We start from the raw sequence: 22,800 nt of genomic DNA, 5'->3' as shown, positions 1-22,800 counted from the left end.
AGCCTACCGGCCCGCCGGGACGCCCAGGACCAGTGGGCCGGGCCCGTCAGGAATGGCGCCCCATGGCGGAGACGAAGGCCCGCTCGACATCGGCGGTGGACAGCACTCCGTAGATCTCGCCGGTTTCCTCGACGACGAGGTATTCGGTGGCGGGGGTCGCCCGCAGGAATTCCAGGAGTTCCTCGCCGGCGATTTCCGTCGGGACCCGCATGCCCTCCTTGAGGTCCTGGGCGAGGGTTCCCACCGGAACCCAGGGGCGGCGGTGTTCGGGGACGCCGACGATGGCGGCTTCGCGGACGACGGCGGTGGGCTCCCCCTGGCGGTCGACGACCACCAGGGCGCGGGCGCCGGAGTCGTTGGCGCGGCGCAGGGCCTCGGAGAGCGGGGTGTCGGTCTCGACGGGAACCGCGCGCCGGGTGAGGTTGCGGGCCTGGAGCTCGGGGAGGCGCTCGCGCAGCCGGGCCATGCGCAGGCTGTTGCCCGCGCCGGTCCAGATGATGGCCGCGAGGATCGCAGCGAGCAGGGCGTCGGTCAGGGAGTCGGCGCCGCCGATCTCGGGGCGGGCGTTGCCGAGGGCCCCGGTGTGGGTGAGCAGCGGCAGGCCGATGAGGACGGCGATGGCGAGCGCGCGGCCGACCCAGGCGGCGGCGACGGTGCCGGTCATGGGACGGCCGGTGCACTTCCAGACGATGGCGCGGAGCATCCGGCCACCGTCCAGGGGAAGGCCGGGCAGCAGGTTGAACACGGCGACGATGAGGTTGGAGATCATCAGGCCGGCGAGCAGGACGCCGGGGACCGTGCGGGGCTCGACCAGCTGCATGCCGCCGTAGAAGACCGCGGCGAGCACCAGGGAGAGCAGCGGGCCGACGAAGGCGAGGACGAATTCCCGTCCGGGCGTCTCGGACTCCTTCTCGATCTCCGAGACGCCGCCGAAGAACTGCAGCTGGATGCGGCGTACGGGGAGCTTGAAGCGGAGGGCGGCGACGGTGTGCGCGAGCTCGTGGACGAGCACCGAGGCGTAGAAGGCGACGGCGAAGAAGAGGGAGACGAGGTAGCGGGCGCCGCCGAGCTGGGGCAGCACCCGCTCCAGCTGGCCGCCGAAGACCCAGGTGATGAGGGCGGCGACGAGGAACCAGCTGGGGGCGACGTATACGGGCACGCCGAAGGGGCGGCCCATGAGGATGCCGCCGCCGGTGCTCTTCTTCCGGCCCGGCGCGGGCGGCTCGGGCTTGGTGTTCCTGGGCGGCTCGGGCGGCTGGGGCTGCACGGACTCCTGGGGGTCCTGCGGCTTCCCGCTCTCGTCCACGGCGTCCCCTCATCGAATAACGGCCTTCGCACCTGCTCGGCGTGATCTCTCGATCGTGCGGGGCGAAGGGTTCTGTGGTCGATGGTATGCGGAGAGCCCCGCCGGGATCCGCTGTGGGGGCCTTCCGCTCGCGGGTGCGGGCGTTGTCAGTGGCGGGCCGTAGGGTCTGCTGCTATGGGAACGAGCACCGAGAGGGCCGAGGCGGCCGCGCAGGGCGGGCAGGACGGGCAGGACCGGGCCGAGGGCGCGGAGGCGCAGCGGACCGCGGCCGGGCCGGGGCCGCAGCGCGGGCCGGCGGCGCAGGAGACGCCGGCGTCCGTGGAGACGGCCGAGGGGCCGGCGGCCGGGCCCGTCGTGCGCCCCGCGGCCCGGCCGGTGGCGCTGTCGCCGTCGCGGGCGAGCGACTTCATGCAGTGCCCGCTGCTGTACCGCTTCCGGGTGATCGACAAGCTGCCGGAGAAGCCGAGCGCGGCGGCGACGCGCGGCACCGTGGTGCATGCGGTCCTGGAGCGGCTCTTCGACGCCCCGGCGGCGGAGCGTACGGCGCCCGGTGCCCGCGCGATGGTCCCGGGCGAGTGGGAGAAGCTGCTGGCGAAGCGCCCGGAGCTGGCGGAGCTCTTCGCGGACGACCCGGAGGGCGAGCAGCTGGCGACGTGGCTGGCGGATGCCGAGGCGCTGGTGGAGCGGTGGTTCTCGCTGGAGGACCCGACGCGCCTTGAGCCGGCCGAGCGTGAGCTGTATGTGGAGACGGTGCTGGAGTCGGGGCTGCAGCTGCGCGGTTTCATCGACCGGGTCGATGTGGCGCCGACGGGCGAGGTGCGGATCGTCGACTACAAGACCGGCAAGGCGCCGCGGCCGCAGTTCTTCGAGGGCGCGCTGTTCCAGATGAAGTTCTACGCGCTGGTGGTGTGGCGGCTGCGCGGTGTGGTCCCCCGGCGGCTGCAGTTGGTGTACCTGGGCAGCGGCGACGTGCGGACGTACGACCCGAGCGAGGCCGATCTGCTGGGCGTGGAGCGGAAGTTGCAGGCGCTGTGGGAGGCGATCCAGCTCGCGACGGAGAGCGGCGACTGGCGCCCGCGGCCGACCAAGCTCTGCGGCTGGTGCGACCACCAGGCGCACTGCCCGGAATTCGGCGGCACTCCCCCGGTCTATCCGCTGGCGATCCGCCCGGCGGACGGCGGGGCGGCCCGGCAGGGCAGAATGGACCAGAGCTAGGGCCTGTCTGATCCGAACGACAGGCCCCCGGGGCCTGGCCGGGCAAGGCCTACCGAAGGAGAGTTCGTGGCTATCCGTGTCCTGCTGGTCGACGACCAGCCCCTGCTGCGTACGGGATTCCGGATGATTCTGGAGGCCGAGCAGGATCTGGCGGTCGTCGGTGAGGCCGGTGACGGTCTGCAGGCACTGGACCAGGTGCGGGCGTTGCAGCCCGATGTGGTGCTGATGGACATCCGGATGCCGCGGATGGACGGGGTGGAGGCGACCCGGCAGATCACCGGTCCGGCGAAGGACGGTCCGGCGAAGGTGCTGGTGCTGACGACCTTCGATCTGGACGAGTACGTGGTCGAGGCGCTGCGGGCCGGGGCCAGCGGCTTCCTGCTGAAGGACGCGCCGGCCAATGAACTCGTGCAGGCGATCCGGGTGGTCGCGGGCGGTGAGGCGATGCTCGCGCCGAGCATCACCCGCCGGCTGCTGGACAAGTACGCCGGGCATCTCCCGTCGGGCGAGGACCCGATGCCGGACACCCTGCACACCCTCACCGAGCGCGAGGTCGAGGTGCTGAAGCTGGTGGCGCGCGGGCTGTCGAACGCCGAGATCGCCGCGGATCTGTTCGTGAGCGAGACGACGGTCAAGACCCATGTGGGGCATGTGCTCACGAAGCTGGGGCTGCGCGACCGCGTGCAGGCCGCGGTGTACGCGTACGAGAGCGGGCTGGTGCGTCCCGGCGCGCAGTGATCCCGGGCGGACCGGAGAGTGCCGGTACGCGGACGACGGCGGGGCCGCCCGAGGTTCTCGGGCGGCCCCGCCGTCGTCCGCGCGGCGCGGTGTTGGCCGTGCGCGCGGCCGGGTCAGTCCTCGGACGGCTTGCTGATCTCCCAGAACCGGAAGACGGTCGAGGAGTCCAGGGTCCATTCCAGGCCGGAGATCCCTTCGCGGGCCACGGCGTACTGCTTGCCCTGCCAGAGAGGGATGACCGGCGCGTCCTGGGCGACGATGTCCTGCATCTCGCGGAAGGCGGTCTTGGTGGCGCCGCGGTCGGGCTGGCCGGCCGTCTTGGGCAGCAGTCCGCTGGTGATCCGCGGTGAGTTGTAGTGGTTGGCCAGGACGTTGTCCTTGCCGAAGAACGGCTGGGTGAAGTTGTCCGGGTCGGGGTAGTCGGGGACCCAGCCCTTGACGTAGACGCCGTAGTCGCCGGCGGCCACGCCCTGGTCGTACTCCTTGGTGGGCGCGCTGCGCACCTTGGCGTTGAACAGGCCGCTGGCGTTGAGCTGCTGGGCGATTTCCCGGACGGCGGGGACGGTGCCGGGGCCGAAGCGGTCGGGGGTGGCCCAGAGTGTGAGCGGGACCTTTCCGCTGTAGCCGGCGCCGCGCAGCGCGGCCGCCGCCTTGTCGGGCTTCGGGCGGTCGCCGTAGGTGTTGAAGAAGGCGGTGTTGTGGCCGGTGATGCCGGCCGGGACGATCGAGTAGAGCGGTTCCGCGGTGTGCTTGTAGACGTCCCGGACGAGGGTGGAGCGGTCCAGGAGGTAGGCGACCGCCTTGCGCACGCCGAGCTTGCCGGCGACCGGGTCCTTCATGTTGAAGACCAGGTGCATGACCTCGGCGCTGCCGCCCTCGATCACCTGGGTGCCGTGCTGCTCGTCGAGCGAGGCGTTCTCCAGGGAGGCGATGTCCTTCATCGCCAGTCCGCGGTAGGCGACATCGATGGAGCCGCTCTGGACGGCCTTCTTGAGCTTGTCGCGGGCGTCGAAGAACTTCAGGGTCATCCCGGAGTTCTTGACCTTGGCGGGGCCCTTGTAGGAGGGGTTGACGGCGAAAGCGGCCTGCTTCTCGCCGTATTCCCGCAGGGTGTAGGCGCCGGAGCCGACCGCCTTGCCGTCGTTGCGCAGCCGGTCGGCGGGGTATTCGGCATGGTCGACGATGGAGCCGGCGCCCGAGGCGATCTTCATGGGGAAGGTCGCGTCGGGCGTCTTCAGGCGGAAGACCACGGTCTTGCTGTCCGGGGTCTCGACCTTGTCGAGCGCGGCGAACATCACGGCGGGGCCGTTCTTGTCCTTGATCTTCCGGGTGCGGTCGAAGGAGTACTTGACGTCCTTCGAGGTCAGCGCGTCACCGTTGCTGAAGGTCAGGCCGTCCTTCAGGGTGCAGCGGTAGACGGTGCTGCCGGTGTCGGTGAATTCGCAGCTCTTGGCGGCTTCCGGTTCGGGCGTGGTGCCGCCCTTGGGGAAGCTCAGCAGCGACTGGAAGACATTGTTGAACAGCAGCCAGGACCCCGGGTCGTAGCCTGCGGCGGGGTCGGTGGCGACGACCTTGTCCGTCATTCCCATGACCAGGGGTTCGCCGGTGCCGGCCGCCCCCGAGTCATCGGTGCCGCACCCGGCGAGCGCGAGAAGGGCTGTGGTCAGCCCCGCTCCGATCGGTGCGGCCAGCCACTGGTCACGCTTCCTCACTACGCGGTCCTCACGATAGGGCGGTGCTGCGCGGTCGGTTCGCGGCGGAGTGCCGCGGTGGGGCGGGGTACTGCGTTCCGCTTGTCGCGTCTCAGTCGGAGACGCCGCGGCCGAGCTCCCAGATCTGCAGCGCCGAGGAGGAGTTGAGGGCCCATTCCACGCCGGTGACGTCATCGCGGGCGGCGACGTACTGCTTGCCCTGCCACAGCGGGAGGACCGGAACGTCGTCGGCGAAGATGTTCTGCGCCTGCTTGAAGTCGTCCGCGGCGGCGTTGCGGTCGGTCTGCTGCCGGGTGTTCGGGATCAGCTGCGACTCGATCTTGGAGTTGCGGTAGGGGGAGTTGAGGAAGTTCCCCTTGCCGATGAAGGGCGCGATGTAGTTGTCCGCGTCCGGGAGGTCGGCGAACCAGCCCATGCCGTAGGCGGTGTACTTGCCGGCCGAGGCGTCGGTGCGGAACTGCTGCCAGTTGTCGACGCCCTTGATGTCGACGTCGAAGAGCTTGCTCTTGTTGAGCTGGCTCCGCAGCGTCTGGAACTCCTTGGCGGTGCTGGAGCCGTAGTGGTTCGTGGTGTACGTCAGGGTCAGCTTCACCGGGGTGGTGATGTTCGCCTGCTGGAGGATCTTGCGGGCGGCCGGGACGCTGGGGTTGGCGTACTTGGTGAAGAAGGAGTTGATATGGCCGGTGAGGCCGGTGGGGACCAGGGAGTACAGCGGGTCACCGGTGTATCCGTAGACATCGCGTACCAGGACGGAGCGGTTGACGAGCTGCGCCATCGCCTGCCGCACGGCCTTGTTGGCGACTGCCGGGTCCTTGGTGTTGAAGGCGAGGTAGCGGATCTCCTGGCCGGGCATTTCCTGGAGAGCGATGTGCTTGTCGCGGGCGTTCTCCAGGCCCTTGATCTGGTCGGGTGCCAGACCACGGTTCATCAGGTCGATGTCGCCCTTCCGCAGCGCCCGCTCCATCGCGGGGCCGTCCTTGAAGAAACGCATCTCGATCTTTTCGTTCTTCGCCTTGATCCCGCCCTTGTACTCGGGGTTCTTGGTGAAGACCGCCTTGGTGATGTGGTTCTCGGTGTGCTCCGCCTTGAGCGTGTACGGGCCGGAGCCGACGACGCCAAAGCCCTTGTAGAGGCCGTTCTTCGGGTATTCCGCGCTGTCGACGATGGCCGCGGCCGGAGTGGCGAGCTTCTGCGGGAAGGTGGCGTCCGGCTTCTTGAGCTGGAAGACCACCTCGCCGTCATTGGGCGTCTCGACCTTGTCGATGCCGTTGAGCAGCGACACCGGGCCGTTGACGTAGTTGATGTTCTGCATACGGTCGAAGGAGAACTTGACGTCCCGCGCCGTCAGCGCGTCGCCGTTGGAGAACTTCAGGCCCTTGCGCAGGGTGCAGCGGAACTGCTCGTTCTGGGTGTCGCGGAAGCCGCAGGACTCGGCCGCCTCGGGCACCGGCGCCGTACCGGTCCTGGGCAGCCGCATCAGCGTCTGGAGGGTTCCGCGCAGCATGTTCCACGCGTCGACGTCGTAAGCCTGTGCCGGGTCGAGCGGGGCGGGCGCTGCCTTGGTGGCGTTGATCTGGGAGGCGACTCCGACGACGATCGGGTTGCCGCCCTCACCGGCGCCGTCCGTGCTGCCGCAGGCAGCGAGTACGGGGGCGAGCAGACCGGCTAGTGCCGGCAGCACCAAGGTCTTGCGATTCATCGTCGGCAGGTTCCTTATCCGCGCAGAGGTGTTGCTCGCGTCGACATTAGTAGGAAGCGCCAGCCGGTCCGGGACACAGCGGAGTTGAATCGATAAGGCCACTGGATAGCGATGGGCAGGTGACCGATATCCGGACGGTGGAACGATTCGCACGTTGCCCCACCAATCCGGACACTTACCCCCGTAGAAACCACCAAAAAGCCGCCGTGGAACACCTGTCGGACCCACTGTCGACGGTCCGGCACGTGAGAAACGTCACGCGCCGAATTAGCTGCGGGAGTGCGCGAATTCGGCCGGGACATTCGTCACGGAAAATGAGCGCATCGTTCCCCTGAGTTCCGTCGTCTTTCCACGGGACACGCTCAGTGCACGGTTCAACGGCTTTCCGTGATGAGTGCCCGGAGAAAAGGCAGATCGACTTCTTCCAGCGACCGCACCACCGTACGCCCTGCCCCGGCCGGAATCGGCATCACCGACGGCACCGCGACCACCCGGCAGCCCGCCGCCTCACCCGCCGTCACGCCCGTCATGGTGTCCTCCACGACGGCACAGCGCGCCGGGTCCGCCCCCAGCCGCGCGGCGGCCGTCAGATACGGGTCGGGGTGCGGCTTGGTGCGCGCCAAGTCGTCGCCGGCCAGGGTCAGCCGGAAGTTCTCCGGGCCGAGAGAGTGCAGCATCTGATCGATGATGCTGCGGTGCGAGGCGGAGACCAGGGCGGTGGGCACCTGATGCGCGGCCAGCTCGGCGAGCAGCCTGCGGGCACCGGGCATCAACGGGACGCCGCGGGCGATCCGGGCGGCGAAGGCGGCGTTGAGCAGCGTGCTGAGCTCGGCGAGGCCGATGTCGGCTCCGGTGGCCTCCAGCAGGTATCCGGCGCTGCGGGTCATCGGGCCGCCCACGACGACCTCGCGGTGCGCATCGTCCAGGACGTGGCCCAGTTCCGCGAAGACCTGCGCCTCGGCCTCCCACCAGAAGCCCTCGGTGTCGACGAGGGTGCCGTCCAGGTCGAGGAAGACGGCTTGGAGGGTCGCGGCTTCCGCCGTTCGGGTGCCGACTGCGGGGATGCTGCTGGTCATCCGTCCACCTCCGTGAGGGACGCCCCCGAAGGGACGAAAGGGCCGGTCGCCGCCCCGGGCTGGGGAAACGACCGGCCGCTACCGGACCGATAAGTGTACGACGGTCCGGCACGAAACGCGTGCTGACGCGGTGCGGGGCCGCCGGGAAAGATTCCGGCGGCCCCTGGGGCACGGTGGGGGGGCAGTCCCGCTCGCAGGCCTGGCACGCCCCGGCGCGCGTCTACCGCGCGTTGAAGTACTTCGCCTCCGGGTGGTGGATGACGATGGCGTCGGTGGACTGCTCGGGGTGCAGCTGGAATTCCTCGGAGAGTTCGACGCCGATCCGCTCCGGCTCCAGAAGATTCGCGATCTTGGCGCGGTCCTCCAGGTCCGGGCAGGCGCCGTAACCGAGCGAGAAACGCGCCCCGCGGTACTTCAGCGCGAACATGTCCTCGACGTCGGCGGGGTCCTCGCCGGCGAAGCCCAGCTCGGAACGGACCCGGGCGTGCCAGTACTCGGCCAGCGCCTCGGCCAACTGCACGGACAGGCCGTGCAGTTCGAGGTAGTCGCGGTAGGCGTTGGCCTCGAAGAGTTCGGCGGTGGCGCCGCCGATCTTCGAGCCGACGGTGACGACCTGGAGGCCGACGACGTCCGTCTCACCGGACTCCTCCGGGCGGAAGTAGTCGGCCAGGCACAGCCGGCGGCCACGGCGCTGGCGGGGGAAGGTGAAGCGGGTGAGCTCGGTGCCGTCCTCGTGCAGCAGGATCAGGTCCTCGCCCTTGGACACACACGGGAAGTAGCCGTGCACGACGGCCGCTTCCAGCAGGTTCTCGGTCTGCAGCTTGTCCAGCCAGCCACGCAGCCGCGGCCGTCCCTCGGTCTCCACCAGCTCCTCGTACGTGGGGCCGTCCCCGGCACGGGCCTGCTTGAGGCCCCACTGGCCCTTGAAGAGGGCGCCCTCGTCCAGCCAGGAGGCGTAGTCGGCCAGCTGGATGCCCTTGACGACGCGGGTGCCCCAGAACGGCGGGGTCGGCACCGGGTTGTCGATCGACACGTCGGAGCGGACCGAGCCCTCCGGCTCCTCGACCTCCAGCACGGGCGTGTCGCGCTTGGGCACCCGCCGCTGCTTCAGCTCCGGCAGGCTCGCGCCCGGCACCCCGCGCTTGACGGCGATCAGCGCGTCCATCAGACGCAGGCCCTCGAACGCGTCCCGGGCGTAGCGGACTTCGCCCTCGTAGATCTCGTGGAGGTCCTGCTCGACGTAGGCGCGGGTCAGCGCGGCGCCGCCGAGGATGACGGGGAAGTCGGCGGCCATCTTGCGCTGGTTGAGCTCCTGGAGGTTCTCCTTCATGATCACCGTGGACTTGACCAGGAGTCCGGACATCCCGATGACGTCGGCACGGTGCTCCTCGGCGGCTTCGAGAATCGCCGAGACGGGCTGCTTGATGCCGAGGTTGACGACGTTGTAGCCGTTGTTGGACAGGATGATGTCGACGAGGTTCTTGCCGATGTCATGGACGTCGCCGCGCACGGTCGCCAGCACGATCGTGCCCTTGCCGTCGTCGTCGGTCTTCTCCATGTGCGGCTCCAGATGGGCCACCGCGGTCTTCATCACCTCGGCGGACTGCAGCACGAACGGCAGCTGCATCTGCCCGGAACCGAACAGCTCACCGACGACCTTCATGCCCTCCAGGAGGGTGTCGTTGACGATCTCGAGGGCCGGACGCTCCGTCAGCGCCGCGTCGAGGTCGGCCTCCAGGCCGTTCTTCTCGCCGTCGATGATGCGGCGCTGCAGCCGCTCGTCCAGCGGCAGGGCGAGAAGTTCCTCGGCGCGGCCGTCCTTCATCGACTTGGTGTTGACGCCCTCGAACAGCTCCATGAGCTTCTGCAGCGGGTCGTAGCCCTCGCTGCGGCGGTCGTAGATCAGGTCGAGGGCGGTGTTGACCTGCTCCTCCTCCAGCCGCGCGATCGGCAGGATCTTCGACGCGTGCACGATCGCCGAATCCAGGCCGGCCTTGACGCACTCGTCCAGGAAGACGGAGTTGAGCGTGACCCGGGCGGCCGGGTTCAGGCCGAAGGAGATGTTGGACAGGCCCAGGGTGGTCTGGACATCGGGGCGGCGCCGCTTGAGCTCGCGGATCGCCTCGATCGTCGCGATGCCGTCCTTGCGGGACTCCTCCTGACCGGTGCAGATGGTGAAGGTCAGGGTGTCGACGAGGATGTCCGACTCGCGGATGCCCCAGTTGGTGGTGAGGTCCTCGATGATCCGCTCGGCGATGGCGACCTTGTTCTCGACGGTGCGGGCCTGGCCCTCCTCGTCGATGGTCAGCGCGATGAGTGCGGCGCCGTGTTCGGCGGCCAGGGCGGTGACCTTGGCGAACCGGGACTCCGGGCCGTCGCCGTCCTCGTAGTTGATGGAGTTGATGACCGCGCGCCCGCCGAGCTTTTCCAGCCCGGCCTGGAGCACGGGCAGCTCGGTGGAGTCCAGCACGATCGGGAGGGTGGAGGCGGTGGCCAGGCGGCCGGCCAGCTCCTGCATGTCGGCGACGCCGTCGCGGCCGACGTAGTCGACGCACAGGTCGAGCATGTGGGCGCCCTCGCGGATCTGGTCGCGGGCCATCTCCACACAGTCGTCCCAGCGCGCGTCCAGCATCGCCTCACGGAACTTCTTCGAGCCGTTCGCGTTGGTCCGCTCCCCGATCGCCATGTACGACGTGTCCTGACGGAACGGCACCGTCTGGTAGAGCGAGGCGGCGCCCGCCTCGGGGCGCGGGGTGCGCGGCGTCGGGGCCTGTCCCCGCACCCGCTCGACGACCTGGCGCAGGTGCTCGGGGGTGGTGCCGCAGCAGCCGCCGACCAGCGAGAGGCCGTATTCGGCGACGAAGGTCTCCTGCGCGTCGGCCAGCTCGCCGGCGGTCAGCGGGTAGTGCGCGCCGTCCTTGCCCAGCACCGGCAGGCCCGCGTTGGGCATGCAGGCGATCGGGATGCGGGAATTGCGCGCCAGATAGCGCAGGTGCTCGCTCATCTCGGCCGGGCCGGTGGCGCAGTTCAGGCCGATCATGTCGATGCCCAGCGGCTCCAGTGCCGTCAGGGCCGCACCGATCTCCGATCCCAGCAGCATCGTCCCGGTCGTCTCGACCGTGACGGAGCAGATGACCGGGAGGTTGGTGCCGGTGGTCTCCAGGGCGCGGCGGGCGCCCAGGATGGCCGCCTTGGTCTGGAGCAGGTCCTGTGTCGTCTCCACGAGCAGCGCGTCCGCGCCGCCGGCGATCATGCCCTCGGCGTTCTGCTGGTAGGCGTCGCGCAGCGTGACGTAGGGGGCGTGGCCGAGGGTGGGCAGCTTGGTGCCGGGGCCCATGGAGCCGAGGACGTAGCGCTGCTGGCCGGTCGAGGCGGTGAATTCGTCCGCGACCTCGCGGGCGATGCGCGCGCCGGACTCCGACAGCTCGAAGACCCGCTCGGGAATGTCGTACTCGGCCAGGGCCGCGAAGTTCGCGCCGAAGGTGTTGGTCTCCACGCAGTCGACGCCGACCGCGAAGTACTCCTCGTGCACCGAGCGGACGATGTCCGGGCGCGTGACGTTGAGGATCTCGTTGCAGCCCTCCAGCTGCTGGAAGTCCTCCATCGTCGGGTCCTGTGCCTGCAGCATCGTGCCCATCGCTCCGTCGGCGACCACCACCCGCGAGGCGAGCGCCTCCCGGAAGGACTGGACGCGGGCCGAGCTGGTGGACGATGGCATGTTCGAGGCCATGGAGATGCTCCCGTGGTTGCGACGGCTGTCGGCTTTGCGCCCTCCGGGAGAGGGCGCACCCGGCCAGCGTAGCTGCCGGTCCGGGACATGTGTTCCCTGTTCCACGGCGTGGACAGGGATCGGTGTCACGGACAGGTACCTACCCCATGATCGTTGACAGACCCGGCTGGCTCCTCAAGAGTCGGCATCGGCCGATATCGTTCAGCATTGTCGAACCGTTCCTTCCTCGGAGGTTGCCCGATGGCACGCACCATCCAGTCGCTGGAGCGAGCCGCCGCCATGCTGCGGCTGCTCGCGGGAGGGGAACGGCGGCTGGGACTCTCCGACATCTCGTCGTCCCTGGGACTGGCCAAGGGCACCGCCCACGGGATCCTGCGCACCCTCCAGCAGGAGGGCTTCGTCGAGCAGGACCCGGCCTCGGGCCGCTACCAGCTCGGCGCGGAGCTGCTGCGCCTGGGCAACAGCTATCTCGACGTGCACGAGCTGCGCGCCCGCGCTCTGGTGTGGACCGACGACCTGGCCCGTTCGAGTGGCGAGAGCGTCTATCTGGGGGTGCTGCACCAGCAGGGCGTGCTGATCGTGCACCACGTCTTCCGGCCGGACGACAGCCGGCAGGTGCTGGAGGTCGGTGCGATGCAGCCGCTGCACAGCACGGCGCTGGGCAAGGTGCTCTCCGCGTACGACCCGGTGGCGCACAGCGAGGTCGCCGAGGTGGCCAGGGAGGCGTTCACACCGCGCACGGTGACCGGCCTGGAGGACTTCGAGGGGCTGCTGGATCTGACCCGGGCCCGCGGCTGGGCGGCGGACGTGGAGGAGACCTGGGACGGCGTGGCATCGGTGGCCGCGCCGATCCACGACCGGCGGCGGATGCCGGTGGGTGCGGTGGGTGTCACCGGAGCCGTCGAGCGGGTCTGCCAGGACGGCGAGGTACGGCCGGAAATCATCGCCGCTGTGAGGGATTGCGCACGCGCCGTATCGAGGGATCTTGGCGCCGGGCGATTCTGACCGGTATTAACCGATATGTTCACCTAAGTTTTTGGCCACCGAACCCTTGACGGGGTGCTGCGGGTAAAGAAAACTGCCGTTCATCGGTCGGCATTGTCGAACACCTAACGACAATATTCGCTATGGTGGACAGTGCCGCGGGCCGAAGACCGCCCTCTCGGAGGGCGCGGACCACCGGAGGGACCCGGGGTTCGCTTCCCCTGGACGAAGGACAAAGGAGTCGCGGGTGTCCAGCTCCGACATCTTCACCAGCGAGACCATCGGTACCGCTGTTCTGATTCTGCTGGGCGGTGGCGTGTGCGCCGCCGTCACGTTCAAGCGCTCCAAGGCGTTCAACGCCGGATGGGTCGCCATCGCCTTCGGGTGGGGCTTCGCCGTCCTCACGGGCGCCTACATCGCCGCGAAGTCCGGCGCGCACCTCAACCCTGCGGTCACCATCGGTATCGCCATCCAGGGCGGCATCGAGTGGAGCCAGGTGCCGGTGTACCTCGCCGGCGAGCTGTTCGGCGCCATGTGCGGCGCGGTACTCGTGTGGCTCACGTACTACGGGCAGTTCCAGGCGCATCTGAAGGACCCCGAGGTCCTGGCCGACCACGTCGGCGAGGAAGGTCTGGTGGACCAGGCCGCCGCGCCGAAGGCCGGACCGGTGCTGGGGATCTTCTCCACCGGCCCGGAGATCCGCCACGCCGTGCAGAACGTCATGACGGAGATCATCGCCACGTTCGTGCTCGTGCTGTCGATCCTCACGCTCGGCCTGAGCGACGACGGCAAGGGTGTGGGCCCCCTGGGCTCGCTGCTGGTGGCGTTCGTGGTCGTCGGCATCGGCCTGTCGCTGGGCGGTCCGACCGGGTACGCGATCAACCCGGTCCGCGACCTCGGCCCGCGGATCGTGCACGCGCTTCTGCCGCTGCCGAACAAGGGCGGTTCAGACTGGGGATATGCATGGGTCCCGGTCGTCGGCCCGCTGATCGGCGGAGCCATCGCCGGTGGCGTCTACCAGGTGGCTTTCGCCTGAGCCGCACGACCGCCCCGTCTCCGCCCGCACAGACCTCTTGGAGCACACCATGAGCGACACCCACAACACCGGCACCGCCTCCCACGGCCACGGCCCGTTCATCGCGGCCATCGACCAGGGAACGACCTCCAGCCGCTGCATCGTCTTCGACAGAGACGGCCGGATCGTCTCCGTCGACCAGAAGGAACACGAGCAGATCTTCCCGAAGCCGGGATGGGTCGAGCACGACGCCTCGGAGATCTGGACCAACGTCCAGCAGGTCGTCGCCAGCGCCGTCGAGAAGGCCGGGATCACCTCCGCCGACGTCAAGGCCATCGGCATCACCAACCAGCGCGAGACCACCGTGCTCTGGGACAAGCACACCGGTGAGCCCGTCCACAACGCCATCGTCTGGCAGGACACCCGCACTGACGCGCTCTGCAAGGAGCTCGGCCGCAACGTCGGCCAGGACCGCTTCCGCCGCGAGACCGGCCTGCCGCTGGCCTCGTACTTCGCGGGCCCGAAGATCCGCTGGCTGCTGGACAACGTCGAGGGCCTGCGCGAGCGCGCCGAGCGCGGCGACATCCTCTTCGGCACCATGGACTCCTGGGTCATCTGGAACCTGACCGGCGGCGTGAACGGCGGCGTGCACGTCACCGACGTCACCAACGCCTCGCGCACCCTCCTGATGAACCTCTACCGCCTGGAGTGGGACCCCAAGATCCTCACCTCCATGGAGATCCCGGCGGCCGTGCTGCCGGAGATCAAGTCCTCCGCCGAGGTGTACGGCCACACCGCCGAGGGTGTCCTCGCCGGTGTCCCGGTCGCCTCCGCGCTCGGCGACCAGCAGGCGGCGCTGTTCGGCCAGACCTGTTACGAGAAGGGCGAGGCGAAGTCCACGTACGGCACCGGCACGTTCATGCTGATGAACACCGGTGACGAGCCCGTGAACTCCTACAACGGGCTGCTGACCACCGTCGGCTACCGCATCGGCGAGCAGAAGCCGGTCTACGCCCTCGAAGGCTCCATCGCCGTCACCGGCTCGCTCGTCCAGTGGATGCGCGACCAGATGGGGCTGATCAACAGCGCGGCCGAGATCGAGACGCTGGCCAGCTCGGTCGACGACAACGGCGGCGCGTACTTCGTGCCCGCCTTCTCCGGCCTGTTCGCCCCGTACTGGCGTCCCGACGCCCGCGGTGTGATCGCCGGCCTGACCCGGTACGTCACCAAGGCGCACATCGCCCGTGCCGTGCTGGAGGCCACCGCCTGGCAGACGCGTGAGATCAGCGACGCCATGACCAAGGACTCCGGCGTCGAGCTGACCGCGCTGCGGGTCGACGGCGGAATGACCTCCAACAACCTGCTGATGCAGACCCTCTCGGACTTCCTGGACGCGCCGGTGGTGCGCCCGATGGTCGCCGAGACGACCTGCCTCGGCGCCGCCTACGCGGCCGGACTGGCCGTCGGCTTCTGGTCCAGCACCGACGAACTGCGCGCCAACTGGCGCCGGGCCGCCGAGTGGACCCCGCGGATGGATGCCACCACCCGTGACCGCGAATACAAGAGCTGGCTCAAGGCCGTGGAACGCTCCATGGGCTGGCTCGATGACAGCACTGTCGAGGAGTAATCATGAGCACCCTGCAGCGCGTCCCGGCACTCGGGACGCACCCGGCCGACGGTTCGACCGCGAGCCGCGCCGAGACCCGGGAGCAGCTTTCCAAGGCGACATACGACCTCCTGGTGATCGGTGGCGGAATCCTGGGCATCTCCACTGCCTGGCACGCCGCGCAGGCCGGACTGCGGGTGGCACTGGTGGACGCCGGTGACTTCGCCGGCGCCACCTCCTCCGCCTCCTCCAAGCTGCTGCACGGCGGTCTGCGCTACCTGCAGACCGGTGCGGTGAAGCTGGTGGCGGAGAACCACTTCGAGCGTCGTGCGGTGTCCCGCCAGGTGGCACCGCACCTCGCCAACCCCCTGACCTTCTACCTGCCCGTCTACAAGGGCGGGCCGCACGGCGCGGCCAAGCTCGGCGCGGGCGTCTTCGCCTACTCCGCGCTGTCCGCGTTCGGCGACGGCGTCGGCCATGTCATATCCGCGAACAAGGCCCAGCGCGATGTTCCGGAGCTGCGGACCGAGGGCCTCAAGGCCGTCGCCGTCTACGGCGACGACCAGATGAACGACTCCCGGATGGCCCTGATGACCGTCCGTGCCGCGGTCGCGGCCGGCGCCACGGTCCTCAATCACGCCGAGGTCACCGGACTGCGCTTCACCCAGGGCCGGGTCACCGGCGCCGAGCTCAAGGACCGGATGGACGGCCAGGAGTTCGGCGTCGACGCCCGTCTGGTGCTCAACGCCACCGGCCCCTGGGTCGACCACCTGCGCAAGATGGAGGACAAGGCCGCGGCCCCCTCCATCCGGCTGTCGAAGGGCGCGCACCTGGTCCTCAAGCGGACCGCCCCCTGGAAGGCCGCGCTGGCGACCCCGATCGACAAGTACCGCATCACCTTCGCCCTCCCCTGGGAGGACATGCTGCTGCTGGGCACCACGGACGAGGAGTTCGAGGGCGACCCGGCGGATGTCGCGGTCAACGAGAAGGACACCGCCCAGATCCTGGACGAGGCCGCCTACTCCATCCGCGACCAGCAGCTGTCCCGCGACCTGATCACGTACTCCTTCGCCGGTCTGCGGGTGCTGCCCGGCGGCCCCGGCGACACCTCCAAGGCGAAGCGCGAGACGGTCGTCACCGAGGGCAGCGGCGGCATGCTGTCCGTCGCCGGCGGCAAGTGGACGACCTTCCGCCACATCGGCCGTACGGTCATGAACAAGCTCGCCGCGCTGCCCGGCCACCCGCTGGCCGAGGACATGGAGCCGATCTCCAGCCTGCCGAAGAAGCTGCCGCTGCCCGGTATCGCCAACCCGAACGCGGTCGCGCACCGGCTGCTGATCGACGGGGGCACGCCCGGCCCGCGGATGGCCCCGGAGACCGCGCGGCACCTCGCCACCCACTACGGCTCGCTGTCCTTCGACATCGCGCGGCTGGCCAACGAGAACCCTGCACTGGCCGAGCGCATCCACCCGGACGCCCCGGAGATCTGGGCGCAGGTCGCCTACGCGCGCGACCACGAGTGGGCCGAGACGGTCGACGACGTGCTGCGCCGCCGCACGACCCTGATGATCCGCGGCCTGGACACCGAGGACGTCCGGACCAAGGTCAAGGGCATGCTGGAGGGCTGACGGTGCGTGGTCTCACCGCCGGGTGAGACCCTTGCCGGGATGATGGGGCGGTCCACGGGGGGTCGCCCCATCGTCATGTCCGGGCGCCGCTGGGGGCGTTGGGTCCGGACGCGGTCCGGAGGCGTCAGCCCCGTGGCGGTGCCATGCGGCTGACATACGGCGGCAATGTGCGGCGCGCAGAGTGGGAGGGCCCGCCACGCCGCCGGCGGACGTCTGGGCACCCGATGCCGGAAGGACGCCATGAAATTCTCCGTGCTCTCCCTGATAGGCCACGCACCGCACCCGCTGACCGGTGAACTTCCCTCCCCCGCCGACCGGTTCGACGAGGTGCTCGCCACCGGCGAGGCGGCCGAGCGGCTCGGCTTCGACGCCTACGCCATCGGGGAGCGGCACGCCGGACCGTTCCTGTCGTCCAGCCCGACGGTGGTGCTGGGCGCGCTGGCCGCCCGGACCTCCCGTATCAGGCTGATGACCGGCGTCACGGTCGTGGCGGTCCTCGATCCGGTGCGCGTCGCGGAGGACTACGCCACGCTCACCCAGCTCGCGCGCGGGCGGATCGAGCTGGTCATCGGCAAGGGCGCGGAGGCCGGGCACTTCGGTCTCTTCGGTCTCGACGAGGCGCGCCAGTGGGATCTGCAGGCCGAGAAGTACGCGCTGCTGCGCCGGCTGTGGAGCGAGGAACACCTCGACTGGGAGGGGGAGTTCCGGCCGCCGCTGAAGGATGTGACGACGGTGCCCCGGCCGTACGACGGGCTGCCGCGGATCTGGCACGGCTCGGCCACCAGCCGGCACTCCCCCGAACTGGCCGCCCGGCACGGCGATCCGCTGTTCACCGCGAACGCGATCCAGCCGCGCGCCGCGTATGCCGAGCTGGTCGCGTACTACCGCGAGAGGTACGCGGCCCACGGCCACGACCCGTCCGGGGCGCGCGTCGCCGCCGGTTCCGGCGGGCTGCTGATCGCGGACTCCGAACGGCAGGCGGTGGCCCGCTACAAGCATCTCTACGAGGCCCGGGTCGCGCAGACCTTCAAGCCGCATCTGGCGGGCAGGGCCGGCTACAACACCCCGTTCCGCACCCTGGAGGACGCCATCGCCCATGGTCCGCAGCTGATCGGCAGCCCGCAGCAGATCATCGACAAGATCCTCGGCTTCCACGAGGTCTACCGGCACGATCTGCAGTCGGTCAGCGTCGACGGGTTCGGCCTCGGACATGCCGAACAGCTGGAGACGCTGCAGCGGTTCGCCGAGGAGATCGCGCCGGTCGTGCGCCGCGAGGCGCCGAGCACGCTGTGGGATCCGCCGGGTACGTGACCCGCCGGACGGTCACTGTCAGTGGTCACTGCGATGATGCTCCGGACGGTGATCGAGGAGGGCCCCGGTCGCCGACGGGGGGTGTGTGATGGCGCGACCGAAGTGGCGGCGTGCGGGGAAGTGGGCGGCCTGGTCGATGGCGCTGCTGGTCGTTCTGCCGCTGACGGTGGCGGGGACGGCGCTGCGCGCCGGTTACGCGGGAGCCGCCGCGCCGGAGGCGACCACCCGCGGGCGGGACGCGCTCTGGCTGGGTCACGCATGGGTCGACGGGCGGCGGGACGCCTCCGATGTGGCGGCGCTGCGGCGGCGCGTCGAGGGCACCGGAATACGCGATCTGTACGTCCATGCCGGGCCGTTGGAGCACGACGGCAGCCTGCCGCCGGCCCGCACCGCCCATCCGCGCGCGCGGTGGCTGATCGGCGCGATGCACCGCGCGCTGCCCGGGGTCCGGGTGCACGCCTGGCTGGGCGACCGGCTGGTGTACGACCCGGGTGAGCGGGGCGGGCTGCGGCTGTCGGACGCCGCGGCCCGCGCGGCGATCGTGCGCAGCGCCCGTCAGGTGCTGGCGGAGGGGTTCGCCGGGGTCCATCTGGACGTGGAGCCGCTGCACTCCGGCAACGCCGACTATCTGCGGCTGCTGGACCGGCTCGGCCCGGCGGTCCACGGCCGGGGCGCGATCCTCTCCGTCGCCGTGCACCAGATCGACCCGCTGCCCGGCCTGCACACCGTCACCGGCACGCTGACGGGACATCCGAAGTGGCTGTCCCAACGCTTCTTCGGTCAGGTGGCGCGCCGGGTGGACCAGATAGCGCTGATGTCGTACGACACCGGGCTGCCGACCGAGGGCCTGTACGGCGGCTATGTGGCGCAGCAGACCCGGCTGGCCCTGGAGGCGACCGGCGGGCGCACCCAGCTGCTGATGGGGCTGCCGTTCTTCCACACCGACGACATGGGCCATCACGCCTCGGCGGAGACGGTCAGGGCCGCCGTTCGGGGTATACGTCTGGGGCTGAGCCGGGAGGACCGGGACCGGAAGCGGTTCGGTATGGCGCTGTATGTCGATTTCGCGGCCACGGATGAGGACTGGTCCGCGTACCGGCGCGGCTGGGGCGGGCGCAACGGGTCATGAACAGGCCATAATGGGCCCCAGACATCGGATGTCTGCGAGGATGTCCGGGCGGGTCCGAGCGGGGAGGTCGGCCATGGCGGTCACCGACGAGGCGATCGAGAAGATCAAGGGCATGATCGTCTCCGGCGCGCTGCGGCCGGGTGACCGGCTGCCCAAGGAGAGCGAGCTGGCGTCCGAGCTCGGGCTGTCCCGCAACTCGCTGCGCGAGGCGGTGCGCGCACTCTCCCTGATCCGCATCCTCGACGTGCGCCAGGGCGACGGCACCTACGTCACCAGCCTCGATCCGCAACTCCTGCTGGAGGCCATGAGCTTCGTGGTGGACTTCCACCGCGACGACACGGTGCTGGAGTTCCTCGCGGTCCGCCGCATCCTGGAGCCGGCCGCCACCGCGATGGCGGCCGGCTCGATCGCCCCGGAGGAACTGGACGCCCTGGAGGACCAGTTGAACGCGCTGGGCCCGGAGCCCGCGGTCGAGGGCCTGGTCGCCTGCGATCTGGAATTCCACCGCCGGATCGTCTCGGCGTCCGGCAACTCCGTGCTCTGCTCCCTGCTGGACGGACTGTCCGGACCGACCACCCGGGCCCGGATCTGGCGCGGTCTGACGCAGAAGGACGCGATCACCCGCACCCTCACCGAGCACCGCGCGATCATCGCCGCGCTGCGCGACCGGGACGCGGAGGCGGCACGGTCCTGGGCGACGGTGCACATCGCCAGCGTGGAGCAGTGGCTGCGCTCGACGCTGTGAGGCGCGGCGGTCGGGCGGCCGGTCGGCGGCCGCCCGGCCGGCCCGCTCAGATGGCGAAACCGCCGTCCACCGCGATCGAGGCACCGGTGATGTAGCGGCCGCCCTCGCCCGCCAGGTGGGCCACCGTCGCCGCGACGTCCGACGCCTGCCCGTACGCGCCGAGCGCGGTCAGTCCGGCCTGCATCGGGGCGCTCTCCCCGTCGGCCGGATTCATCTCGGTGTCGATGGGGCCGGGGTGGACGAGATTGGCGGTGATTGCGCGCGGCCCCAGCTCCTTGGCCAGGGTCTTCGTCAGCCCGGTGAGCGCTGCCTTGCTGGTGGCGTACAGCGTGCCGCCGGGGAAGGCGATGTGCTCGGCCATGCAGCTGCCGATGGAGATGATCCGGCCGCCCTCGGGCAGATGCGCGGACGCGGCCTGCGCCGCCAGGAACGGTCCCCGGACGTTGGTCGACAGGACCCTGTCGATGTCCTCCAGGGTGAGTCCCTCGAAGGGGCCGAGCACACCGGCCCCCGCGTTGTTCACCAGGATGTCGAGCCGCCCGAACCGCTCGACGGTGCCCGCCACCCCGGACCACACGTCTTCGGCGTCGGCGCTGTCGGCGCGTACCGCCCAGGCCTGCCCGCCGGCCTGCTCGATCTGCTTGACCACCTGGGCCGCCCGGTCCTCACGGCTCCGGTAGGTCAGCGCGACTGCCGCGCCGTCGGCCGCGAGCCGCAGGGCGATCGCCTCGCCGATGCCGCGGCTGCCACCGGTCACCAGGGCCACCTTGCCGTGCAGCGGCCGCGCACCGGCCTCCGTCACCGCGGTCGCCGCCGTGCCCGTGGAAGCGGTCGTCATGCCCGTTGTTGCTGTCGTCGCCATGGTCGTCACCTTCGTATCGAGTCCGTATCGCGCACCGCCTGTGCTCTGCGGTACGACTCGATCCTCGGGCAGTGCGGGAGCGGGAGCTGGCGGAATCCGGACGCCGTCGCGACGCCGTCAGCGGCCGCCGGATCCCGGCCTCCGCGCGGTTCCCGCTACCCCGGAATCCCGTACACCCGCCCCGCCGTCCCCCCGAACACCGCGGAGCGTTCCGCCGCGTCGAGAGAGCCGGTGGCGGACTCCGCGAGGGCGACGACCTCGTCATAGCCGGCCGCGAGGTGGCAGACCGGCCAGTCGGAGCCGAAGAGGACCCGGTCCGGCCCGAAGACGTCCAGCACATGGCGGGCGTAGGGCAGGATCCGCTCGGGACGCCGGTCGGACCGGCCGGCCTCGGTGACCAGGCCGGAGAGTTTGCAGCTGACGTTCGGCAGCCGGCCGATCGCGGCCACCGCGTCCGCCCAGGGCTGCCACTGCCCGCGCGCGATCGCGGGCTTCGCCGCGTGGTCCAGCACGAAGGCCAGCCCCGGCAGCGCGCGTACGGCGGCGTGTGCGGCGGGCAGTTCGCGCGGGGTGACGAGCAGGTCGTAGACGAGCCCGGCGCCCTCCAGGACGCCCAGGCCGCGCAGCACGTCGGGGCGGGTGAGCCAGTCGGGATCCGGCTCGTCCTGGACCTGGTGCCGGATGCCGACGAGGCCCGCCGGCAGCGCCGCCAGGACATCCGCGAGCCCGGGATCGGTGAGGTCGGCCCAGCCGACGACGCCCCGCACCGGCCCCTGACCCGCCGCGACGGCCAGCAGTTCGGCGGTCTCCTCGGAGGAGGCCGAGGACTGCACCAGGACGGTGCCCTCGACGCCGTGCGCGGCGAGATGCGGGGCGAGGTCGGGGAGGGCGTAGCTGCGCCGGATCGGGTCGGCCCACGCGCCGTCCATCCACGGCCGGTCGCGCCGGCTCAGGTCCCACAGGTGGTGATGGGCGTCGATACGCATCAGGGTCGGGCTCCCGGGCCGGAGGTGGGCAGCGGCAGGTCCGGGTCGAGCAGCCCCCGGGCGACGAGCGCGGACCACAGCTCGTCGGGGATGTCGCGCGCGAACAGTGCGGCGTTCTCCCGGACCTCCCCTGGGGTGGCGGCGCCGACGACGGCCGCCGCGACGGCGGGGTGGCCGAACGGGAAGCGCAGCGCGGCGGCCTTCAAGGGGACGTCGAACTCGGCGCACACGACGGCCAGTTGGCGGGCGCGCGCGAGGAGCGCCGGCGGTGCGGGCGCGTAGTCGTACGGCGCGCCGGGCGACGGATCGGCCAGCAGCCCGGAGTTGTAGACGCCGCCGACGACCACCGACGTGCCCCGGCGTGCGCACACCGGCAGCAGATCGTCGTGGGCGGTGCGCTCCAGCAGGGTCCAGCGGCCCGCACAGAGCACCACGTCCACATCGAGGTCGGCGACCAGCCCGGCCAGCAGATCGCTGTGGTTCATGCCGAAACCGATGGCGCGTACGGCCTTCTCGGCGCGCAGTTCGGCGAGGGCCGGGAAGCCGGTCTCGTGGACCTCGCGCAGATGGTGCTCGACGTCGTGCAGGTAGACGATGTCGACACTGTCCACGCCGAGCCGCTCCAGGGAGGCTTCGAGGGTGGCCCGGATGCCGTCACGGCTGAAGTCCCGTACGCGGGCGCGGGCGGGGGTGTCCACGAAGCCCTCGCCGTCCGCCTCCTCCCCCGGGGCGAGCGGCCGCAGCCGGCGGCCGACCTTGGTGGACACGGTGTACGAGCTCCGCTCGCGGCCGCGCAGCGCCCGGCCGAGCCGCTCCTCGGAAAGGCCCACCCCGTAGTGGGGGGCGGTGTCGAAGTAGCCGGCGCCGGTGGCGAAGGCGGCGTTCAGCACGTCCTGCGCCCGTTCCTCGGGCAGGGCGCGGTAGAGGTTGCCCAGGGGCGCGCAGCCGAGGCCGAGGGGCGGGACGGTGACGCCGCTGCGCCCCAGCTCCCGCGGCCCGCGCGGCGGATACGGTCCGTGCGGGGCCTCGGGCCCCGTCGTGGGATCCGGCATGCCCGG

At 70.6% G+C, this 22,800-nt stretch carries 17 protein-coding genes; 9 read left to right on the top strand and 8 right to left on the bottom strand.

Annotation, left to right across the window (positions count from 1 at the left end):
- Window positions 1-46: 46 nt before the first annotated feature.
- Complete coding sequence (locus ACIRQ7_RS23290; protein ID WP_401473481.1) at window positions 47-1,306, bottom strand: site-2 protease family protein; 1,260 nt, start codon at window positions 1,304-1,306, stop codon at window positions 47-49.
- Window positions 1,307-1,480: 174 nt separating this feature from the next.
- Here ACIRQ7_RS23290 and ACIRQ7_RS23285 point away from each other — a divergent pair, with 174 nt between their 5' ends.
- Both ACIRQ7_RS23285 and ACIRQ7_RS23280 read left to right on the top strand, forming a co-directional pair.
- On the top strand, window positions 1,481-2,521 hold the full coding sequence (locus tag ACIRQ7_RS23285; protein ID WP_404264737.1) for a RecB family exonuclease: 1,041 nt from the start codon (window positions 1,481-1,483) through the stop codon (window positions 2,519-2,521).
- A gap of 66 nt (window positions 2,522-2,587) precedes the next feature.
- Window positions 2,588-3,259 (top strand): response regulator, encoded by a 672-nt coding sequence (locus tag ACIRQ7_RS23280; protein ID WP_401473487.1) that lies wholly within the window; start codon window positions 2,588-2,590, stop codon window positions 3,257-3,259.
- 113 nt (window positions 3,260-3,372) lie between these two features.
- Here ACIRQ7_RS23280 and ACIRQ7_RS23275 read toward each other — a convergent pair whose 3' ends face one another.
- The 4 genes from ACIRQ7_RS23275 to metH all read right to left on the bottom strand — a co-directional run bounded on the left by ACIRQ7_RS23275 (window position 3,373) and on the right by metH (window position 11,476).
- Complete coding sequence (locus tag ACIRQ7_RS23275; RefSeq protein WP_404264736.1) at window positions 3,373-4,971, bottom strand: ABC transporter substrate-binding protein; 1,599 nt, start codon at window positions 4,969-4,971, stop codon at window positions 3,373-3,375.
- 91 nt (window positions 4,972-5,062) lie between these two features.
- Window positions 5,063-6,670, bottom strand: coding sequence for an ABC transporter substrate-binding protein (locus ACIRQ7_RS23270; RefSeq protein ID WP_404264735.1), 1,608 nt, complete (start codon window positions 6,668-6,670; stop codon window positions 5,063-5,065).
- A 374-nt stretch (window positions 6,671-7,044) separates the two neighbouring features.
- Window positions 7,045-7,746 (bottom strand): HAD family hydrolase, encoded by a 702-nt coding sequence (locus ACIRQ7_RS23265; protein WP_404264734.1) that lies wholly within the window; start codon window positions 7,744-7,746, stop codon window positions 7,045-7,047.
- A gap of 220 nt (window positions 7,747-7,966) precedes the next feature.
- Window positions 7,967-11,476 (bottom strand): methionine synthase, encoded by a 3,510-nt coding sequence (gene metH, locus ACIRQ7_RS23260; protein ID WP_401473499.1) that lies wholly within the window; start codon window positions 11,474-11,476, stop codon window positions 7,967-7,969.
- A gap of 240 nt (window positions 11,477-11,716) precedes the next feature.
- Between metH and ACIRQ7_RS23255 the strand changes: the two genes are divergently transcribed.
- The 7 genes from ACIRQ7_RS23255 to ACIRQ7_RS23225 all read left to right on the top strand — a co-directional run bounded on the left by ACIRQ7_RS23255 (window position 11,717) and on the right by ACIRQ7_RS23225 (window position 19,894).
- Complete coding sequence (locus tag ACIRQ7_RS23255) at window positions 11,717-12,481, top strand: IclR family transcriptional regulator (protein WP_404264733.1); 765 nt, start codon at window positions 11,717-11,719, stop codon at window positions 12,479-12,481.
- A gap of 226 nt (window positions 12,482-12,707) precedes the next feature.
- On the top strand, window positions 12,708-13,496 hold the full coding sequence (locus ACIRQ7_RS23250) for an MIP/aquaporin family protein (protein WP_401473504.1): 789 nt from the start codon (window positions 12,708-12,710) through the stop codon (window positions 13,494-13,496).
- Between the two features lie 49 nt (window positions 13,497-13,545).
- Window positions 13,546-15,102: a glycerol kinase GlpK gene (gene glpK, locus ACIRQ7_RS23245; RefSeq protein WP_404264732.1), complete on the top strand. Its 1,557-nt coding sequence runs from the start codon at window positions 13,546-13,548 to the stop codon at window positions 15,100-15,102.
- Window positions 15,103-15,104: 2 nt separating this feature from the next.
- A complete protein-coding gene (locus tag ACIRQ7_RS23240; protein WP_404264731.1) occupies window positions 15,105-16,709 on the top strand; it encodes an FAD-dependent oxidoreductase in 1,605 nt (534 codons plus the stop codon).
- A gap of 240 nt (window positions 16,710-16,949) precedes the next feature.
- Window positions 16,950-18,020, top strand: a complete 1,071-nt coding sequence (locus ACIRQ7_RS23235) for an LLM class flavin-dependent oxidoreductase (RefSeq protein WP_404264730.1) — start codon at window positions 16,950-16,952, stop codon at window positions 18,018-18,020.
- 88 nt (window positions 18,021-18,108) lie between these two features.
- Window positions 18,109-19,149, top strand: a complete 1,041-nt coding sequence (locus ACIRQ7_RS23230) for a hypothetical protein (protein WP_404264729.1) — start codon at window positions 18,109-18,111, stop codon at window positions 19,147-19,149.
- A 73-nt stretch (window positions 19,150-19,222) separates the two neighbouring features.
- A complete protein-coding gene (locus ACIRQ7_RS23225) occupies window positions 19,223-19,894 on the top strand; it encodes a FadR/GntR family transcriptional regulator (RefSeq protein WP_404264728.1) in 672 nt (223 codons plus the stop codon).
- A gap of 46 nt (window positions 19,895-19,940) precedes the next feature.
- Here the strand turns inward: ACIRQ7_RS23225 and ACIRQ7_RS23220 are convergent, their stop codons facing one another.
- From ACIRQ7_RS23220 to ACIRQ7_RS23210, 3 genes are all read right to left on the bottom strand, one after another.
- Window positions 19,941-20,732 (bottom strand): 3-oxoacyl-ACP reductase family protein, encoded by a 792-nt coding sequence (locus ACIRQ7_RS23220; RefSeq protein WP_404264952.1) that lies wholly within the window; start codon window positions 20,730-20,732, stop codon window positions 19,941-19,943.
- Between the two features lie 179 nt (window positions 20,733-20,911).
- Complete coding sequence (locus ACIRQ7_RS23215) at window positions 20,912-21,742, bottom strand: amidohydrolase family protein (RefSeq protein ID WP_404264727.1); 831 nt, start codon at window positions 21,740-21,742, stop codon at window positions 20,912-20,914.
- Window positions 21,742-22,794, bottom strand: coding sequence for an aldo/keto reductase (locus tag ACIRQ7_RS23210; protein WP_404264726.1), 1,053 nt, complete (start codon window positions 22,792-22,794; stop codon window positions 21,742-21,744). The genes ACIRQ7_RS23215 and ACIRQ7_RS23210 overlap by 1 nt, the downstream gene beginning before the upstream one ends.
- Window positions 22,795-22,800 lie beyond the last annotated feature (6 nt).

The organism is Streptomyces sp. NPDC101393, from assembly GCF_044767385.1.
Lineage (GTDB): Bacteria > Actinomycetota > Actinomycetes > Streptomycetales > Streptomycetaceae > Streptomyces.
Note: the sequence above shows the minus strand (reverse complement) of the source record. Positions and strands in the feature narration are given on the sequence as shown.

What these genes read in the sequence shown, in the direction of transcription:
- ACIRQ7_RS23285 (WP_404264737.1), top strand. Translation starts at nt 1,481, where the DNA reads ATGGGAACGAGCACCGAGAGGGCCGAGGCGGCCGCGCAGGGCGGGCAG.
- ACIRQ7_RS23270 (WP_404264735.1), bottom strand. Translation starts at nt 6,670, where the DNA reads ATGAATCGCAAGACCTTGGTGCTGCCGGCACTAGCCGGTCTGCTCGCC.
- ACIRQ7_RS23265 (WP_404264734.1), bottom strand. Translation starts at nt 7,746, where the DNA reads ATGACCAGCAGCATCCCCGCAGTCGGCACCCGAACGGCGGAAGCCGCG.
- metH (WP_401473499.1), bottom strand. Translation starts at nt 11,476, where the DNA reads ATGGCCTCGAACATGCCATCGTCCACCAGCTCGGCCCGCGTCCAGTCC.
- ACIRQ7_RS23255 (WP_404264733.1), top strand. Translation starts at nt 11,717, where the DNA reads ATGGCACGCACCATCCAGTCGCTGGAGCGAGCCGCCGCCATGCTGCGG.
- glpK (WP_404264732.1), top strand. Translation starts at nt 13,546, where the DNA reads ATGAGCGACACCCACAACACCGGCACCGCCTCCCACGGCCACGGCCCG.
- ACIRQ7_RS23240 (WP_404264731.1), top strand. Translation starts at nt 15,105, where the DNA reads ATGAGCACCCTGCAGCGCGTCCCGGCACTCGGGACGCACCCGGCCGAC.
- ACIRQ7_RS23235 (WP_404264730.1), top strand. Translation starts at nt 16,950, where the DNA reads ATGAAATTCTCCGTGCTCTCCCTGATAGGCCACGCACCGCACCCGCTG.
- ACIRQ7_RS23230 (WP_404264729.1), top strand. Translation starts at nt 18,109, where the DNA reads ATGGCGCGACCGAAGTGGCGGCGTGCGGGGAAGTGGGCGGCCTGGTCG.
- ACIRQ7_RS23225 (WP_404264728.1), top strand. Translation starts at nt 19,223, where the DNA reads ATGGCGGTCACCGACGAGGCGATCGAGAAGATCAAGGGCATGATCGTC.
- ACIRQ7_RS23220 (WP_404264952.1), bottom strand. Translation starts at nt 20,732, where the DNA reads ATGACGACCGCTTCCACGGGCACGGCGGCGACCGCGGTGACGGAGGCC.
- ACIRQ7_RS23215 (WP_404264727.1), bottom strand. Translation starts at nt 21,742, where the DNA reads ATGCGTATCGACGCCCATCACCACCTGTGGGACCTGAGCCGGCGCGAC.
- ACIRQ7_RS23210 (WP_404264726.1), bottom strand. Translation starts at nt 22,794, where the DNA reads ATGCCGGATCCCACGACGGGGCCCGAGGCCCCGCACGGACCGTATCCG.